We start from the raw sequence: 17753 nt of genomic DNA, 5'->3' as shown, positions 1-17753 counted from the left end.
ACACCGTTCACGTGAACATTGTTCACTATGCTGGCGTAATGGACAACTCGGAAGACAACGGCACCCGCGTCATCCGTCACACGCAGCAGGACGTGACGCGCGCCGCCCTCTCCGTGCTCGATGAGCTGGGGCTTCCCGACCTCACCATGCGCAGGCTCGCCTCCGTGCTGAATGTGCAGCCGAGCGCCCTGTACTGGCACTTCCCGAACAAGCAGACGCTGCTCGCGGCCGTCAGCGACAGCATCCTGAGCCAGCAGCGCGTGACGCCGCCGACGGCGGACTGGCGCGCAGACCTGCACTCGGAAGCCGGAGCGTTGAGGGATGCTCTCCTCGCCTACCGCGACGGGGCGGAGGTCGTCTCCAGCACACTCGCGCTCGGGTTGGGCGGCGACCAGGCGGAAGAACGTCTCGCGACGGCCATCGCGCGCGGCGGCTTCGACGACCGAACGAGTGCGGCCGCGGCCCGGGCGGTGCTCCACTTCATCCTTGGCCACGTGTCGCGGGAGCAGCAGCACCTGCAGGCGAGCAGCCTGGGTGCAGCACGAGAGCCGGAGGGCCCGCTCGACGACGATGACACTGCGGGCGGCTTCGACTTCGGGATCACCCTGCTGGCCGGCGGCCTCGAGGTCTACCGCGCCTCCGCCGAGACCCTCCGGTAGCCGGCGGCCGCACCCTGCCGCCTCGCCGCACTGCTTCTGTCTCGCCGCACGCGTAGGTACGCGTGCGCGGGGACACTGCTAGTGCGGCGAGCGCGAAAGCACCCTCGTGCAAATGAACCTCATCGCGCACGCGCGCCGGGTGCGCGGAGGGAGCGGCGCGGCTCCGCCGCACGTCTTCTGTTCAGGCGCACTCGTATGTACGAGTGCGCCCATGCGGAACGAGTGCGGTTGCCGATGTGGCTGCGAGAGTGCCGTGCTTGCTGGGCCTTGTGACCTTCGCCGAACTATTTCCGTCTCGCCGCACTGAGTAGACGTAGTGCGCCGAGACGCAATTAGTGCGGGGAGCGGAGCTATTTGCTCGGGCTGGGGCCGGGGGTTACGGGGGTGTTCGGACCGATGGGCAGGGGCTGCTTGAACGTCGAGAGGTCGAGCACGCGGACCGCGGTGACCGTGTCACCCGAACGCGAACCGAGCACGATGACCTCCTGGCCCACCGCGAAATCGGATGCGCTCTCCGACTGGTTCGGCGTACCGAACTGGGTCGATGACGACACCTCGACGGTGACCGTCACACCCTTCTGCGTGTCGATCGTCCAGGTCGATCCCGAGATGTCCATGATCGTGCCGCGGACCACCGCGAGCTGACTCCCCGAGTTCGGGTTGGGCGCCGCGCCCTGCCCCTGCCCGTTTCCGTTGCCCTGCCCGTTTCCCTGGCCCTTGCCCTGACCGGGGATTCCCGGCTCCGGCCGGCCGCGGTCCTGTTCGAACACGTGCGAGATGCCATTGCCGGCATGGGAAACGAAGTTGCCGACCGCGAAGGCGCCGGCACCCACGAACCCGAAAATCACGAACGCGCCCAGGATCAGCGTCGAGATCGCGAACGCGAGGCCGTAGCGCTTGTAGAAAGGCTCGTTGTCCTGCGGCTGGTGCTGCTGCTGGGCAGACTGCTGCGGGGCAGGCTGCTGCGGTGCAGGCTGCTGCGGCTGCTGCGCGTACACCGGCTGCGGCTGCTGCGGCTGCGTGTAACCGGGCTGCGGCTGCTGAGCCGGGGGGAGCGGCTCCGTCGGCATATTCTCGTCCATGCTCACAATGATGCACTCGCGATCAGGAATCGGCTGGGAACGGGTTATGTTTCCGGTGGGAATCGCCGATCCCGCCCTTGTCACGGCCCCGGTTCGGGCGGATAGTCCAGAGGTGACTGTGACTTCGGCCCTGCGCGACTACGGCGTGATCGGCGACGGTCGCACCATCGCCCTGGTGGGACGAAACGGGAGTATCGACTGGCTTCCCCTCCCCAGCCTCAACTCCCTGCCGGTCTTCGCAGGGCTCCTCGACGACGAGTCGGGCGGCCGCATCGAACTCGCCCCGGTCGGCGAGTTCACCGTTTCGCGTCGCTACGTGCGCGGCACCAATGTGCTCACGTCACTCATCCACACCCCGACCGGCAGCGTACGCGTGACGGATGCGCTCATCACGGGTATCGAAGGCCGCCTCCCATGGACTGAACTGGGCCGGCGCATCGAGGGCGTGGAAGGCGAGGTGCGGATGCGCTGGTCGGTGCAGCCGGGAACCCTGCTCGGCACAGCCTCCCCCTGGATCCACCATGACGGCGCGCATTCGATCATCCACGCGGGATCGGTGACGATCGGCGTGACAGGCACAGAACATCACCCACGCCGGCGCCGTCAGCCGGCGCATTCGGAGACCGCCTTGCATGGAACCTTCACGACCGCTCCTGGGTCCCGGCACATCCTCGCCCTTGTCGCGACCGAGAACGAGCCCCTCCACCTGCCCGACGCGCAGACGGTGGATGCTGGAATCGACCGGACGATCGCGACCTGGCGGGAGTGGTCGAAGACTTTCGCGTTCGACGGCAGGTGGTCGTCCGAGGTCCAGCGGAGCGCCCTTCTGCTGAAGTCGCTGGTGTACGCGCCGACCGGGGCGGTTGCGGCCGCCGCCACGACGTCGCTGCCGGAGAGCGCTTACGGCGGAAAGAACTGGGACTACCGGTTCGCCTGGGTGCGCGACGCCGCGTATTCGGTGCGGGCGCTCGTGCGGTTCGGTCTGCGGACAGAGACCCATGCCGCCTTCTCGTGGCTTCTCGAGACCATCGAAGACGATCCTTCCGACCTTCATGTTTTCTACGATCTCGACGGCAGCGTCCCCCATGGTGTCACGACGTTCGACGTTCCGGGCTGGAACGGGATCGGTCCGGTGGTCTCGGGCAATCGCGCTCAGGACCAGCGGCAGCTCGGAGTCTTCGGCGATCTGCTCGGACTCGCTCGCGAGTACGTGAACGCCGGCAACATCCTCGACGAGAAGACGAAACGGATGCTCGCCGGAGTCGCCAACCGGGCCTGCGACTTCTGGCGGACGCCGGATTCCGGGATGTGGGAACTCGTCGAGCCGCGTCACTTCACGTCATCGAAAATGGGATGCTGGCAGGCCCTCGATGCGGCCGTGCACCTTGCGGAGAAGGGGCAACTGCACGGCAGCCCGGACCGGTGGCGTGCAGAACGGGAACGGATCCGCGACTGGATCGGCGAGCATTGCTGGTCTGAGGAACTCGGCGCGTACACCATGGTGGCCGGCGGCACCGACCTCGATGCGTCGGTGCTCCTGCACGCAGTGAGCGGGTTCGACACGGGACCCCGGATGGCGTCGACCATCGACACGATCGTCGCTCAACTCGGTCGCGGCCCCCTGCTCTACCGGTATTCGGGCATGGACGCGGTCGAGCATCCCTTCGTCGCCTGCTCCTTCTGGCTCGCCGCCGCGCTCGCAGCCGTCGGGCGACAGGATGAGGCCGTCGCATTGATGGACCGGCTCGTGAAGCTGTCGAACGATGTGGGCGTGCTGGCCGAGATGATCGACGAGGACCAGAAGACGTTCTGGGAAACCTCCCCCAGGGTCTCAGCCATCTGGGCCTGATCAACGCCGCGATCACGATCGACGAGCACGCCCGCCCGTGAGTTGCACCGCCGCCGACGCGACGACGGCGCCGACCGCGAGTCCGACGCTCCGATGGTGTTTCGAGAACCACCACTGCCGGCTCGTGGACGCGGCCCGGTCGTCGAACCTGCCGTGCGTCCCGAAGTCCCGGGAGCCGTCCGCCGGCTCCCAGAGGTTCGCCGGCTGGTCGTCGCTGCGCGGCTCGGCCGTCTGCTGCGACGAGAACCCTGTCGAACCCAGGTAGCGGTCGAGCATCCCCGGCGCCACCGCGTTGACGAGGAGGGTGGCGACCGTGCTCGCGCCCACCCAGTATTCGCGACGCTGCGGATGCGCGGCCGCCCAGACGATCGCGCGTGCGGCGACCTCGGGCTGGTAGATCGGCGGCACCGGCTGCGCCTGGTGCGGCAGGCGTGAGAGCACCCAGCTGAACTGCGGCGTGTTGAGCGCCGGAAGCTGAACCATGGTCGTGCGGATGGCGCTCTTCTCGTGCAGCAGTTCGCAGCGCAGCGACTCGTTGAAGCCCTGGATCGCGTGCTTCGCCCCGCAGTAGGCGGCCTGCAACGGGATGCCGCGGTACGCGAGTGCGGAGCCCACCTGCACGATCGTCCCGGTTCCGCGTCCGCGCATCCGGCGCAGGGCCGACATCGTCCCGTAGACGAAGCCGAGGTAGGTGACTTCCGTTGCGCGCCGGACCTCCGCCGCAGCGAGTTCGGCCACCGGTGCGAAGATCGACGAGAACGCGACGTTCACCCACACGTCGATCGGCCCGAGTTCCGCTTCGACGCGTTCGGCAGCCGCATCCACCGCCTCCGCGTCGGCCACGTCGACGCTGATCGGCAACGCCGAGCCGCCCGAGCGCTCGACCTCTCTCGCTGCGCCGTCGAGTCCCGCCTGGCCCCGCGCGAGGAGCGCGACCCGTGCGCCGAGCCGCCCGAACTCCACCGCGGTGGCGCGCCCGACGCCACCGGAAGCTCCCGTGACGACGATGACCTTTCCCTGAAAATCCGTATCCATGCCCGCATGGTCCCACCGTGCAACTGCCCCGGACAGGGCTGGAAAACGGAGGAAATGCGTGTATGCGAGGCAGCTTTACGCGCGCCGGACGCTTACGCCGTGGCGGTGCCGGGGCTATCGTTCGTGGCATGAACGATGGATTGCCGGATGTCGACCCGGACGACGGTCGCAACGAGTCGGTGAGCCAGCGCTCGGACCGCAACTGGGACGAGATCCTCCAGGAACTGCGGGTCACCCAGACGGGAACCCAGATCATCACCGGGTTCCTGCTCACCATCGCCTTCCAGCAGCGGTTCACTGAACTGGGGTCGTTCCTCACCGGCATCTACCTCGCACTCGTCGTCCTGGCGGCGATCTGCACGGGACTCGGGCTGGTGCCGGTCGCGCTGCACCGGGCGCTCTTCCGGCGTCACGAGAAGGCGAAGGCCGTGACGATCGCCGACAGGTTCGTCAAGGCGGCGGTGGCCCTCGTCGCGGTGCTCGCCGGCGGCGTCGTCCTGTTCATCTTCAGTTTCGTCGGTGGGACGGTCGCGGGGATCGTTGCGGGCGTCGCGGTCTGGATCGCGCTGGCGGTGCTCCTGCTCCTCGTGCCGCTCGGCTCGCGCGACCGCGCCGAGCATCGCTGACCCGGCGCGGGCTGCCTGAGCTCGAGGGCGCCACTTCCGGTCGAGCGCGCCCGGCATGCGAGACGCTGTCGACCGCAACGGGCGCGCTCGGCGCCCGCGACTCAGCTCCGCCAGCGTGCGGTCAGGTACGGCTCGGCGTCGGCATCCCGCAGCGTGAGCCCGTGCCCTGGACTGCCCCGATCGGGAACGAGTTCGCCATCCGCCAGCGTGGGCAGGCCATCGAAGAACAGACGCTCGACGAGGACATGGTCGTGGAAGTACTCCGCGTTGACGACGTCGGGCAGGGCCGCCCCGAGCGACGCGTGGATGGCTGGGGCCGTGTGAGAGCTCGCCGGGATCCCCGCGCCCTGAGCCTGCGCGGCCGCGAGCAGGAATCCGCTGACTCCGCCGCACCGCGTGGCGTCGGCCTGGATGACGTCGACCGCTCCGGCCGAGAGCATCGCGTGGAAATAGGCCGGCGTGTACCCGTATTCGCCGGCAGCGATACGGACCCCTCCCGGCGCACGGTCGCGCAGGAGCCGCAACCCCGAAAGGTCATCGCTGGAAACCGGCTCCTCGAACCAGGTGACGCCCAGTTCGGCGAAGCGCTCCGCGAACCACAATGCCTGCTTGCGCTCGTACGCGCCGTTGGCGTCGACGAAGAGTTCGACGTCTGGCCCGACCGCGTCGCGTGCGGCTGCCACCCGCGCAAGGTCCGCGTCAGGATCCGATCCGATCTTCAGCTTCACGGCGCGCATCCCCTCGGCCGCCCATCCCCCGAGCTGGTCCCGCAGTTCCCTCTCGCTGTAGTCGGTGAATCCGCCACTGCCGTACGCGCTCACCGACCGACGCGCCCCACCGAGCAGCGCGGTGAGCGAGACGTCGAGCAGACGCGCCTTGAGGTCGTGCAGCGCGACATCCACCGCCGAGATCGCCCCGGCGCAGACCCCGGGCCACCCCTGATTGCGCACCGATCGCGCCATCGACCAGAACGCGCGCGTCGTGTCGAGCGGATCAGACCCGATCAGCGACGGAAGCAGCACCTCCCGCGCGACCGCGAACATCGCCGGCGACCCGTAGGCGTAGCCGAGACCCGTCTCCGAACCGGCGGTGACCTGCACGACGATCAACGATGTCGCATCCCAGCGGGCGGTGCCGTCCGACTCGGGCCGTTCGACGCTGTCCGTGCGCGTCGGCACGGTGTAGCCGCGGACCTCGGCGCCGGTGGCGGCACCTTCCTTCGTCATCACGCCCCCGACGCGCCGTCGCCGCCGAGGTTCAGCTTGCTCTTGACGCGTTCAACCCCCTCGGTCAGAAGCGCCTGCGCCGAGTCGAGGATCGCGCCCTTCCTGTCCGGGTCCCCTTTCAGGAACGCGAGGGCAGTGTTCTTCGCGAATTCCTTGGTGATGTGCGGTGGCAGCGGCGGAACGTTCTTGCTGGTGTGCGCGTCGATCAGCGTCACGCCGCGGGTCGCGAACGCCGTGTCCCAGGCGGCCGCGACCTGGTCGTCGCTGGTGACGCGGATGCCCGTGAAGCCGAGCAGTTCGGCCCACCCCGCGTAGTCGACCGACTCGACATCCTGCGATGTCGCCCACACCGGATTCGCGTCCTCCGTGCGCATCTCCCACGAGACCTGCGTGAGGTCGTCGTTGTGGAGCACCAGGATGATCAGCTGCGGGTTCTCCCACCGCGACAGGTATTTCTTGATCGTGATGAGCTCGTTCATGCCGAGCATCTGGAAGGCGCCGTCGCCGATCGTGCAGATGACGGGGCGTTCCGGGTAGGCGAATTTCGCGGCGACCGCATACGGCATGGCGGCGACCATCGTGGCCAGGCGGCCGGAGAGGTCGCCCATCATCCCGCGACGCAGCCGGATGTGGTGCCCGTACCAGTCGGCGGTCGAGCCGGCATCCGCGGTGACGATCGCCTGCGGCGGCAGCCTCTTGTTGAGTTCGCGGTAGACGCGTCGCGGATTCACGCCGTCCTCGTATTCGACCTCGGCCTGGGCCGCCATCTCGTCTTCCCACTCGACCATCTCGGCGGCGACGCGCTCCTGCCAGGAATGATCCGCCTTCTCCTCCAGGAGCGGGACCAGGGCCTCCAGCGTCGCAGCGACATCCCCCCACAGGTTGAGCTCCGTCGGATAGCGCAGGCCCAGCTGCTCGGGCCGGAGGTCGACCTGCACGGCTCGCGCCTGACCGCTCGCAGGCAGGAACTGCCCGTACGGATAGTTCGTGCCCAGCAGCACGAGAGTGTCGCAGTCCTTCATCTGGTGGTAGCTCGGCAGCGACCCGAGCAGGCCGAGCTGCTGGGTGTGGTACGGCACATCGGAGGGGATGACCTGTTTGCCGCGGAGAGCTGTGATGATGCCCGCACCTGCTTTGCGCGCCGCCTCCAGCACCAGGTCCGTCGCGCCGTTCGCGCCGTGACCGACGAGGAAGGTCACCCTGCTGCCGGCGTTGATGATCTCTGCTGCTTTCGCGACCTGCTCGTGAGGCGGCAGGACCGCGATGGATGGGGCGACCGCGCTCGACCGGGACACCCAGGTCTCGGGTGACGGCTCCTCCATCTCCAGCCCCTGCACGTCGTGGGGCAGGATGATGACCGTCGGCTGCAGGCGCACCCGCGCGGTGCGGAAAGCCGTGTCCACAACCGCTTGCGCCTGGGCGGGAGAAAGGACCGTCTGCACGTACGCCGCCACATCGGAGAACGTCCGCTCGAGGTTGCTCTGCTGCTGGTTGAAGGTGCCGAAAGCGTTGAGGCCCTGCTGACCGACGATCGCGACCACGGGCTGATTGTCCATCGCCGCGTCGTACAGGCCGTTGAGCAGATGGAACGCGCCCGGGCTCGACGTCGCGATGCACACGCCGACCTCGCCGGTGAACTTGGCGTGAGCGGTGGCCATCAGAGAGCAGATCTCTTCGTGGGTGGGGCGGATGTACTCGACGCCGACCCCGTCCCGTTCCGCTTTTCCGAGGGCGCCGTCGAACTCGCCGATCCCGTCGCCCGGGAACGCGAAGACGCGGCTGACCCCCCATTCCCGGATGCGCTGAATCACGAAATCGCTGACGGTGGTCGTCATGATCTTCCTTTCTCTGTGGGTTCGGGGTACCGCACCAGGCGGTCTGCAGCCCGCGCGGCGATCGCCATGATCGTGAGTGCGGGGTTCGCGCTGCCCTGGGTGGGCAGGACACTGCCGTCGACGATGAGCAGGTTGGGGACGGCGAACGTGCGGCAGTCCGCGTCGACGACGCCTTCGGTCTCGTCGGCCGCCATCCGGCATCCGCCCACGAGGTGCGCGTAGCGCTGGATCGTGATCACTTCGTCGGCCCCGGCCGCCTTCAGGATGCGCTCCATGACCTCCTGCGCGGCCTTCGCGAGCATCCGGTCGTTGTCGCACTGCGTGTACGAGAAGTGCGCGACCGGCAGGCCGTAACGATCCTTCTCGTCCGCGAGCGTCACCCGGTTGCCGGGCTGCGGCAGGAATTCGCACAGGGCGCCGAGGCACGCCCAGTGCACATAGTCGGTCATGTACCTGCGGAACTCCGCACCCCAGCGCCCTTCAGCCATCACGTGTTCGGCCCAGGTGATCGGCAGCGGAGACACGGTCTGGATGGAGAACCCGCGCTTGTACGGCTTCGCCGGGTCGGTCTCGTAGAAGTCCTCGGTGCTCACTTCGGGGGGCGGCCCTTTCCACATCCGCACCTCGGAGTCGAAGCGACCCGCGGTCTGCGGCGCTCCCTGCACCATCAGGTACCGGCCGACCTGGTCGAAGTCGTTGCACAGGCCGTCGGGGAAACGGCCGGATGCGGAATTCAGCAGCAGGCGCGGCGTCTCGATCGAATACCCGGCGACAGCGACCATCCGGGCCCGTTGGAACCGTGGTCGGCCTGCGCGAAGGTAGTGCACGCCGGTCGCGGCGCCGGTGCGGTCGTCCACCGCGATCGAGGTGACCATGCACTCGGCGCGGACTTCCGCGCCGTGAGCCACGGCGTCCGGGATGTGCGTGACCAGCGGCGACGCCTTGGCGTTCACCTTGCAGCCCTGCAGACAGAACCCGCGATAGATGCAATGCGGGCGATGCCCGAACCGGCCGTTGGCGATGGCGACCGGTCCGACCTTCGCGGTGATACCGGCGGCGAGTGCGCCGCGCTGGAACAGCTCGCCGTTCCCGGAGACCGGATGCGGCCGGTGCGGGTAGCCGTGCGGGTCGCCCCACGGCCAGTCCTCGCCTGCGACCGGGAGTTCTTCTTCGATGTCCGCATAGTACGGAGCAAGATCGGGGTAGTCGATCGGCCAGTCCGCGCCGACGCCGTCGACGGACTTCGTCCGGAAGTCGCTCGGATGGAAACGCGGCGTATAACCGGCGTAATGCACCATCGACCCGCCGACCCCGCGGCCCGAGTTGTTGGAGCCGAGCGGAACCGGATCGCCGCCGCCGATCTGGCGGGGCTCCGTCCAGTACAGGTGGTGCGATCCGGCTTCGTCACTGACCCAGTCGCGCTCCGGATCCCAGAACGGTCCGGCCTCCAGCGCGACCACCTTCCATCCCGCGCGCGCGGTGCGCTGCAGCAGAGTCGACCCGCCGGCTCCGCACCCGACGATCACGAGGTCCACCACGTCGGTGTCGTCGAAATGACGCATCCCGAGGTCGTCCGGCAGCGCTCCGCGCGGGGTGAGAAGCCAGGCGGACTCGTTGCGCTCGCGAACGTCACCGGGCATCCGGCGCATCCCTCACCGGGTCTTCACCCGGACTCGTGTCGGCGACCTCGAACGGCTCACGCCGGTCGACGCCGATGTTCTTGTAGCCGCGCGGATACGCGGGGCCGGCGAAACCGATCTCGTTCCAGGCCCACGGATGCGAATAGAAGGCGGTGCAGGCGTAGCGGGTCCAGAGGCTCCACACCTGTGCAGGCGGGAGACCGTGCCATTCGTCCGCCTTGCTTGCGTGGACCCAGGAGAGCAGTTCGGTCTGGTCGTCCCAGCTGCATTCGCAGAACGGGACGCCGTGCTGACCTCGGGCGTCCTCGTCCAGCGATGCCAACGACCGCCGCCACGCGACGTCGTCGGGCGGCATCGTGTCGTAGTGCCAGCCGTCCGTCTCCTTCTCCGCGAGACGCGAGTCGACCATCCGCGTCACCGGGACCTTCGGCTCGGAGCGCTGATAGAGCAGCTGGTCGAAGAGCGCAGTGGCGGCTGCCTCCTCGACGACGCTGAAGAACCGGATGGCGGGGAGCATCCCGAGACGACCGTCGACGACGCTGCGCGTGGCGTCATCCCAGTGTGCGCGGAATTCGAGCACATCGAACCCGGGGAACCGGTCGCCGCCGTCCTCCGGATCGAGTGGGAGGCCGTTCACTTCTCACGCCTGAGGATCGCGGCGAGCACGCCCATGCCCCCGACCATCGTCACCAGCAGCGGCGCGAGGAGGGGCGGGCCCATTTCGAGGTTGTAACGGAGGTTTCGCCAACCGCCCGGCTTCTGCCCGATGCCGCGTGCGTGGAGGTAGGTGCCCTGGACGCCGTTGGCGATGATCGTGAGGGATGCGATGGGCAACAGCGTCTTCGCCATCCGTTCGCTGAAGAAGCCGGCGATCCCGGCAGCCGCGCCGACCGGACCGAGGACGACAGGGACCCACATCCACCTGTTGCCGAAGCTCGCCTTGTCATGCTCGAAGAAGATCTCACCAGCCGTGACGATCGCGCCGGCCGCCGTCAGCGCGGAGAGGGAACGTTCGAACCTGCCGGTCTCGACGTTGCGGACCATCTGATCGATCCCGTGAACCGGGGACGTTGTTCCTGCTCTTCGTCGACGTGGCACTGGCACGACCCTCCCTGTACAGCCGCAGCGGTGATGCCGCCAATCTGTACTCGCATGCCGTTTGTCGCGTAAGCCTCCTGAGAGAATTCACATGCTGGCGCTCGAGTGGCACAGCTCAGGCGAGCGGCCGCAGCCCGACGAGGGGCAGGAAGATCGTGTCCACGATCTCCGTGATCGTCGCAAGCGGCACGGGCTTGAGCGTCATCAGGACCTCCTGCCGGAACAGGTCGAACGGCAGGGCCGCGATGCGCGGCGTGAGCACGGCGCGGTCGATCTCTCCTCGCGCGACAGCACGTTCGAGGATGTCGTCCAGCGTGGTCGCGCGCCCGCCGATCATCAACTCGCGGAGGTCTGCCGGACCGGTTCCGGTCTCCTGGAAGTACTGGCCGAGGTGCACGCTGAGCACTGCCGCGAATCCGAGCCGGGTCTCGTTGGCCCGTTTCAGGAGCGCGATCGCATCCCCGCGCAGCGTGCCGGTGTCGGGAGCGGGCACCCTGTCCCTCGTGCCCGCCCGGGCCACCGAGGCGCGCACCAGGTCGGGTTTGGTGGGCCACCGCCGATAGACCACGGTCCGGCTGGTTCCCGCACGCGCGGCGACCGCGTCGAACGTGAGCGCGGCGTACCCGGATTCGAGCAGTTCGTCCCAGGCCGCGTCGAGCAGCGCATCCTCGAGTTCCTGGCCGCGCCGCCGCCGGGCCGGAGCCTCCTCGATAAGATCCATTTGCGTATCCTATCGCATCGGCCTATGCTCCCTTTTAGATACACATTCGTACCTTAAGGAGAATGATGGGCGAGAAAGATCGCATCGATCCCGGGGTCCTCAAGATCTCGCTCGCCGTCGTCGTCGGCGCCCTGGCCGTCGTCTTCGACACGACCATCGTCAGCGTCGCCCTCCACACCCTGGCGACCGACCTCCACACCTCGGTCTCGACCATCCAGTGGGTCAGCACCGGCTACCTGCTCGCGCTCGGCGTGACCATCCCGCTCGTCGGATGGGCGCAACAGCGCATCGGCGGCAAACGACTCTGGATGATCGCCCTCACGATCTTCCTCCTCGCCTCGATCCTCTGCAGCCTCGCCTGGGACGCCCCCAGCCTGATCACTTTCCGCGTGGTGCAAGGCGTCGGCGGCGGGCTGATGCTCCCGCTCATGTCGACCCTCGTCATGCAGGCCGCGCACGGCCAGAACCTCGGCCGCATCATGTCGGTCGTCAGCCTGCCGGCCGTGCTCGGCCCCATCCTGGGCCCGGTCGTCGGCGGCCTGATCCTCACCACCTTGGACTGGCGCTGGCTGTTCTGGGTGAACGTCCCGTTCTGCCTCGTCGGCCTCGTCCTGGCGTCGCGTCTCATGCCGAAGGACGGCCCCGGCAGGCCCATTCGACTGGACGTCGTCGGTCTCGTGCTGCTGTCGCCGGCGATGGTGGGCATCCTCTACGGTCTGTCGAACGTGGGCGAGGACGGCGGCTTCGCCCGGGCGGATGTGCTGATCCCCGTGATCGCGGGCGTCGCGCTCCTGGTCGCCTTCGCCCTCTGGGCGGTGCACAAGGCGGGCGCCGCGCTGGTGGATGTGCGACTCTTCCGGCATCGCCCGGTCGCCTCCGCCTCGGCGCTGCTCTTCCTCTCCGGCGCATCCCTGTACGGCGCGATGCTGCTGCTCCCCCTCTATTTCCAGGAGGTGCGCGGCGCAGATGCTCTGGGCGCCGGCCTCCTGCTGGTGCCCCAGGGAATCGGCTCACTGTTCAGCCGCACCCTTGCGGGGCGTCTCACCGACAAGCTCGGCGCCCGCATCGTCACGATGGCCGGATTCGCGATCGTCGGCCTCGCGACGCTCCCGTTCGCTGTCGCGACGCCGGTCACGAACGAGTGGCTGCTCATGGCGGCACTTCTCGTCCGCGGCTTCGGTCTCGGCGCGGTCACCATCCCCCTCATGACCGTGGCGTTCGTCGGACTTGATCGCACCGACGTGCCGCACGCCAGCATCCTGACCCGGATCGCGCAGCAGGTCGGCGGATCGTTCGGAGTCGCCGTGCTGGCCGTCATTCTTCAGACGGCCGCCGTCGGTGCGCACACGCTCGACGGCATCTCGGATGCGTTCGACACGGCATTCTGGTGGGCGGTCGGGTTCACCGTGCTCGCGATCGGGCTGTCGTTCCTGTTGCCCGCGCGACGCGTGGTCGAGCCGGAGGCGCAACGGGTCGCCGGACCCACGGCGGTGGATGCGAACGCGGCTGAGAGGGTCGAGCCGGTGGCAGCTCCGTCTGACGGGGTCGAGTCGGTCGATTCACCGCCGGCCGTGCCCGAAAGGGGCTAGTAGCCCGCCGGCCAGCTGAAGGCGGCCGGCGCGGTCGCTGTCTCGCCCGACTTGGTCACGACGATGTCGATGTCCTCGTGGTCGGCGAGCGTGATCGCTGCCGGGTCGCCGGTGATGGGCTTGCCGTCGACGAAGGTCGTCACGGTGTCGCCGGATGCGGACGAGTACGAACCAATCCGGCCCGCGGCGAGCGCGACATTCCACTCCGTGAAGACCTGGCCGAGGGTGAACGTCGTCTTGACCGGGGACTCGACGTGGACGATGCCGGTCTCGTCGTGGGTGTGGAGCGGCGAGATCTGCGCGTTCGCCTCGTCGATTCCGAGCAGTGCCGGGACCTTGACCGTTTTGCCGTCGACCGTGACGCTCAGGTGCGAGTGGATGTGCTCCACGGTGCCCTCGCTGCTCAGCATCGTCAGACCCGCCGCTTTGGCACGCGCGCCGGGGTCTGCCGGGGCCGCCCATGGCGGCGACGACTCTGCGCCCGACGCGGAGGTCGGTGCACTGCTCGACCCTGCGGCCGCCGGCGCCTTGCCCGCCGCGTTGGCGTTCGCCACGATCACGCCGCCGACGACTCCGCCCACGAGGATGACAGCGACACCGACACCCGACCACAGGAGCACCCGGTTCCGGCGCTCACGTCTGCGCTGCTGCGCGAGCAGTTCGGCGGCTTTCGCTCGGGCAGCCGCTTTGGCTTCTCGGGTTCGAGCGTTCTTGGAGTCTGACATGTCACCCTTTCGGCGCGAATCCTCCTATCGTCGCCGATCGCCGCCGAGAGTTGACTGAGCGCAACGCAACCTCGTAGGAGACTTGACGTCTCCCCGAAGGCGCGTCAGCGGCCCCCGCGAACCCTCGCTGAGATCCGGGCATTGAGATCGTCAAGTTCGTCGACAATCGCCGACACGGCCCACACCTTGTTGCGGGTGCGGTTGGTGATCGGATGAATGATCCTGACCTCTTCGAGTCGGCCGAGTGCGGCGTATATGCTCGATGTCGCGCCGCCGACCATACCCTCGGCCTCATCGGCAGTCAGGACGGGGTGATCGATGAGCTGATCCAGAAGGGCCCAGGCGGCGCCTCCCCTTCGCGGTCTGAGTCGCTCGATCCAATCGATCGGAAGGTCGCGGATGTGCGCCACCGATACCAGTGACTCTTCGCTCGAGATTCGAGCTGCCATCGCCATGGCGCGAACGAAACCGTCCCACGTCGCCGAATGATCGCGCCGATGAGCGCACGTCCGACACAGCCATTTCCGTCAGTGAAGGGATGGATCGATTCGAACTGTGCGTGAGCGATCGTCGCTTGCGCGATGGCCGGGAGGTCGTCGCGGTTCATGAACCGGATGAGGTCATCCATCAGCTCGGGCACCCGTTGCGGCGTCGGAGGCACGAAGGTCGCACGAAGCGGGGAGTGGTCGCTGGCCCCGATCCAGTTCTGGACAGAGCGAAGGTCGCCCGAATACGGACCATCGTCCGGCTCATCGGCCAAGAGATCCTTGTGCGCGGTGAGAATCGCTTCGAGAGTGATCCGACCGGTCGCACAAGCTCGATCGATCATCCGGGTGACGGCGCGAGAAGCAGCGACCATCAGCGCTGCACTCTCATTCGCCTTGCTGCCCGCGAGCGCGCGGGCGAAGTCCTCAGAAGATGCCTCGACGCTCTCGATTTTGGATGAGGCGATCGCTTCGATCCTGAAGAGGAAGGATGTGATCGCGCCGCTTCCAGGCCCCGCGCCCGACTCCAGTGCACAAATTGCCTGGATGGCTCGCTCCATCTCGGACGAGATATCGGACGGACCCACGTAGTCGAGCTCGGCGATCATCGGCGGGATGGCCGCCTCGATCTCCGTGAGCATTCGATCTTCGCGGGTTCCCCGCCGACTGCTGCTTCGCCATTCGACGGTTTCGAAGGTATGGGCTGGCCAGATCGGCGTCACGCTGAGCTCCCGAGGTCTGATGAGAACCCGGAACAGTGGCCACGATATTCCGAGTTAACACTTTTAAGTCGGAATGACTTTTTAGCATTATTCCGACTTAGCGGGCGTAATTCAGAATAACTAAGGCAATTCTGCACAAAAAAGGAAGGGAGTACGACTCCCTTCCACTTTCAATCTATAGCGGAGTGGGGGGCTTGCCGCAAGGCCCCCGTCGTGACGGAGAATCGAGCACTGTGACTGTCAGCACCAGTGCATTCGACCTGCCCGATCGTCTCGCCGCCAAACGCGACGCGGCCCTGATCTCTGCCGACGAGGAGCACTTCGCGGCGATCGCCGAGAGCCTCGAGAAGTCGATCGCCGACCTCTCGCTCCGCCTCGACATCGAGCGCAAGGCACCCGGCGGCGAAGGCGAGGCAGCGCTCGCACGCGACCTCGAAATCCATCGCCTGACCGGCCAGCTGCGGCTGCTGCGCCGCTTCGGCCTCGACCTGTGCCTCGGGCGCATGGTCGGAGAGGAGCGGGAGTCTGTCTATGTCGGGCGACTCGGCCTGACCGAAAGCGATGGAAAGCGGCTGCTGGTCGATTGGCGCTCCCCCGCGGCCGAACCGTTCTTCGGTGCGACCTACGCCAACCCGATGGGACTGGTGAGCCGCCGCCGCTACCGGTGGACCCGCGGCCGCATCAGCGATTTCTGGGACGAGGTCTTCACCTCCGACGGGTTCGAAGGAAACGCCGCGCTCGATGAGGAGTCCGCCTTCATCGCCAGCCTCGGCAGCAGCCGGTCGACCCGGATGCGCGATGTGCTCGGCACCATCCAGGCGGATCAGGATGCGATCATCCGCGCGGGCTCACGAGGTGCGCTCGTCGTCGACGGTGGCCCAGGCACCGGCAAGACTGTCGTCGCGCTTCACCGCGCGGCGTACCTCCTCTATTCCGACCCGCACCTCGCGAACAATCGCGGCGACGTACTCGTGGTCGGCCCCCACCGCGGCTACCTCGCGTATGTCGATGACGTGCTCCCGAGTCTCGGCGAGGAGGGGGTGCAGACCTGCACCCTGCGGGACCTGGTCTCCGAGGGCGCGGCGGCAGTGCCGGAGGCCGATCCGCGAGTGGCCGGCCTGAAGTCGTCCGCAGAACTCGTGAAGGCGGTCGAGGCGGCAGTCCGCCACTACGAGCGGCCGCCCGCGAAGGGGATGTCGATCGACACCCCGTGGTCGGACCTCTGGCTCAGCGCCGCCGAGTGGGCGGAGGCGTTCGACTCGGCGGATGCGGGCACACCGCACAACGAGGCGCGCGACCAGGTCTGGGAGGCGCTTCTCGACATCCTGATCGACCAGTTCGACGATGAGGAGGTGCCGCCGCACCTCCTGCGGCGCGCTCTGCTGCAGAACGAGCAACTGGCGAGCACCTTCGCCAAGGCGTGGCCGCTGCTCGACCCTGCTGGAGTCGTCGGCGACCTGTGGTCGGTGCCCGCCTACCTGCGCCTGTGCGCGCCGTGGCTGGCTCCCGACCAGGTCCAGGCGCTCCAGCGTGAGGATGCGCGAGCGTGGACCGTCTCCGACCTGCCGCTCCTGGACGCGGCGCGACAGAGGATCGGCGACCCCGAGGCCGCGCGGAACAATCGCCGGCGGGAGGCCGCGATCTCCCGCCAGCGGGCGCAGATGGCGGATGTCGTCGACGATCTCATCGCGTCGGACGACAGCGAGCTGATGGTGATGTGGATGCTGCGCGGCCAGGACTTCGCGAACACCCTGGTTGACGAGTCCGCCCTGCCGAGCCTCGAACCGGACCAGCTTGCCGGCCCGTTCGCGCACATCATCGTCGACGAGGCCCAGGAGCTGACCGACGCCGAGTGGCAGATGCTGCGCTCCCGCTGCCCGTCCCAGAGCTTCACCGTCGTCGGCGACCGCGCCCAGGCCCGCCACGGGTTCACGGAGTCGTGGCGGCAACGGCTGGAGCGGATCGGGCTCGCTGAGATCACGCTCGCGTCTCTCACGATCAACTACCGCACGCCCGAGGAAGTCATGGCCGAGGCCGAGCCGGTCATCCGGGCCGTCCTCCCCGACGCGAATGTGCCCACGTCCATCCGCTCGAACGGGATCCCGGTGATCCACGGACGGGTCGCGCAACTCGAGTCGATCGTCGACGACTGGCTCGCCACGCATCCGGAAGGGATCGGCTGCGTGATCAGCACCTCGGACGCGGGGATGCGCATCCCGCCCGACCCGCGCATCCGCCTCCTGACGCCGGAGTTGTCGAAGGGTCTCGAGTTCGACCTGGTGGTGCTGATCGACCCCGAGACGTTCGGCGACGGCATCGAAGGGGCCGTCGACCGCTACGTCGCGATGACACGTGCCACCCAGCAACTGGCGGTCCTCTCAGGCTGATGTCCTCCTCCTCGCAACCCGCGGTTCACATTTAAGGGGTTGTATGGGGGTACTACCCCCATTTGAGAGGAGAA

Annotated in this window: 15 protein-coding genes; 5 read left to right on the top strand and 10 right to left on the bottom strand. The window is 67.8% G+C overall.

Annotated features, from left to right (window positions below; genetic code table 11):
- Positions 1-38: 38 nt before the first annotated feature.
- A complete protein-coding gene (locus AAYO93_RS01020; RefSeq protein ID WP_345763171.1) occupies positions 39-659 on the top strand; it encodes a TetR/AcrR family transcriptional regulator C-terminal domain-containing protein in 621 nt (206 codons plus the stop codon).
- Positions 660-1009: 350 nt separating this feature from the next.
- Here the strand turns inward: AAYO93_RS01020 and AAYO93_RS01015 are convergent, their stop codons facing one another.
- Positions 1010-1741 carry a DUF5666 domain-containing protein gene (locus AAYO93_RS01015; RefSeq protein WP_345763170.1) on the bottom strand — a complete coding sequence of 244 codons (732 nt, stop codon included), beginning with the start codon at positions 1739-1741 and terminating at the stop codon, positions 1010-1012.
- A gap of 112 nt (positions 1742-1853) precedes the next feature.
- Between AAYO93_RS01015 and AAYO93_RS01010 the strand changes: the two genes are divergently transcribed.
- A complete protein-coding gene (locus AAYO93_RS01010) occupies positions 1854-3590 on the top strand; it encodes a glycoside hydrolase family 15 protein (RefSeq protein WP_345763169.1) in 1737 nt (578 codons plus the stop codon).
- A gap of 12 nt (positions 3591-3602) precedes the next feature.
- On the opposite strand, the gene AAYO93_RS01005 is transcribed toward AAYO93_RS01010, so the two are convergent.
- Positions 3603-4625 carry an SDR family oxidoreductase gene (locus AAYO93_RS01005; protein WP_345763168.1) on the bottom strand — a complete coding sequence of 341 codons (1023 nt, stop codon included), beginning with the start codon at positions 4623-4625 and terminating at the stop codon, positions 3603-3605.
- Positions 4626-4753: 128 nt separating this feature from the next.
- Between AAYO93_RS01005 and AAYO93_RS01000 the strand changes: the two genes are divergently transcribed.
- On the top strand, positions 4754-5251 hold the full coding sequence (locus tag AAYO93_RS01000; RefSeq protein WP_345763167.1) for a DUF6328 family protein: 498 nt from the start codon (positions 4754-4756) through the stop codon (positions 5249-5251).
- Between the two features lie 101 nt (positions 5252-5352).
- On the opposite strand, the gene AAYO93_RS00995 is transcribed toward AAYO93_RS01000, so the two are convergent.
- The 6 genes from AAYO93_RS00995 to AAYO93_RS00970 form a co-directional block, all read right to left on the bottom strand.
- Positions 5353-6477 carry an enolase C-terminal domain-like protein gene (locus AAYO93_RS00995; RefSeq protein ID WP_345763166.1) on the bottom strand — a complete coding sequence of 375 codons (1125 nt, stop codon included), beginning with the start codon at positions 6475-6477 and terminating at the stop codon, positions 5353-5355.
- Positions 6477-8312 (bottom strand): thiamine pyrophosphate-requiring protein, encoded by a 1836-nt coding sequence (locus tag AAYO93_RS00990; protein WP_345763165.1) that lies wholly within the window; start codon positions 8310-8312, stop codon positions 6477-6479. Before AAYO93_RS00990 ends, AAYO93_RS00995 begins: the two co-directional genes overlap by 1 nt.
- Positions 8309-9952, bottom strand: coding sequence for a GMC family oxidoreductase (locus AAYO93_RS00985; protein WP_345763164.1), 1644 nt, complete (start codon positions 9950-9952; stop codon positions 8309-8311). Before AAYO93_RS00985 ends, AAYO93_RS00990 begins: the two co-directional genes overlap by 4 nt.
- Entirely contained in the window at positions 9942-10589 is a 648-nt protein-coding gene (locus AAYO93_RS00980) for a gluconate 2-dehydrogenase subunit 3 family protein (protein WP_345763163.1), read from the bottom strand. Before AAYO93_RS00980 ends, AAYO93_RS00985 begins: the two co-directional genes overlap by 11 nt.
- Positions 10586-10996 (bottom strand): hypothetical protein, encoded by a 411-nt coding sequence (locus tag AAYO93_RS00975; RefSeq protein WP_345763162.1) that lies wholly within the window; start codon positions 10994-10996, stop codon positions 10586-10588. The genes AAYO93_RS00980 and AAYO93_RS00975 overlap by 4 nt, the downstream gene beginning before the upstream one ends.
- Before the next feature lie 169 nt (positions 10997-11165).
- Positions 11166-11771, bottom strand: a complete 606-nt coding sequence (locus tag AAYO93_RS00970; protein ID WP_345763161.1) for a TetR/AcrR family transcriptional regulator — start codon at positions 11769-11771, stop codon at positions 11166-11168.
- 65 nt (positions 11772-11836) lie between these two features.
- Between AAYO93_RS00970 and AAYO93_RS00965 the strand changes: the two genes are divergently transcribed.
- The gene (locus tag AAYO93_RS00965) at positions 11837-13360 is read left to right on the top strand and encodes an MDR family MFS transporter (protein WP_345763160.1); all 1524 of its coding nucleotides are present in this window, start codon (positions 11837-11839) and stop codon (positions 13358-13360) included.
- Here AAYO93_RS00965 and AAYO93_RS00960 read toward each other — a convergent pair.
- Together AAYO93_RS00960 and AAYO93_RS00955 are read right to left on the bottom strand one after the other, a co-directional pair.
- Positions 13357-14085, bottom strand: a complete 729-nt coding sequence (locus AAYO93_RS00960) for a hypothetical protein (protein ID WP_345763159.1) — start codon at positions 14083-14085, stop codon at positions 13357-13359. The genes AAYO93_RS00965 and AAYO93_RS00960 overlap by 4 nt on opposite strands.
- Before the next feature lie 301 nt (positions 14086-14386).
- Positions 14387-15211: a Fic family protein gene (locus tag AAYO93_RS00955; RefSeq protein ID WP_345763158.1), complete on the bottom strand. Its 825-nt coding sequence runs from the start codon at positions 15209-15211 to the stop codon at positions 14387-14389.
- Positions 15212-15525: 314 nt separating this feature from the next.
- Here AAYO93_RS00955 and helR point away from each other — a divergent pair, with 314 nt between their 5' ends.
- Positions 15526-17679: an RNA polymerase recycling motor ATPase HelR gene (helR, locus tag AAYO93_RS00950; RefSeq protein ID WP_345763157.1), complete on the top strand. Its 2154-nt coding sequence runs from the start codon at positions 15526-15528 to the stop codon at positions 17677-17679.
- Positions 17680-17753 lie beyond the last annotated feature (74 nt).

Source organism: Diaminobutyricibacter sp. McL0608, from assembly GCF_039613825.1.
Classification (GTDB): Bacteria; Actinomycetota; Actinomycetes; order Actinomycetales; family Microbacteriaceae; genus Diaminobutyricibacter.
Note: the sequence above shows the minus strand (reverse complement) of the source record. Positions and strands in the feature narration are given on the sequence as shown.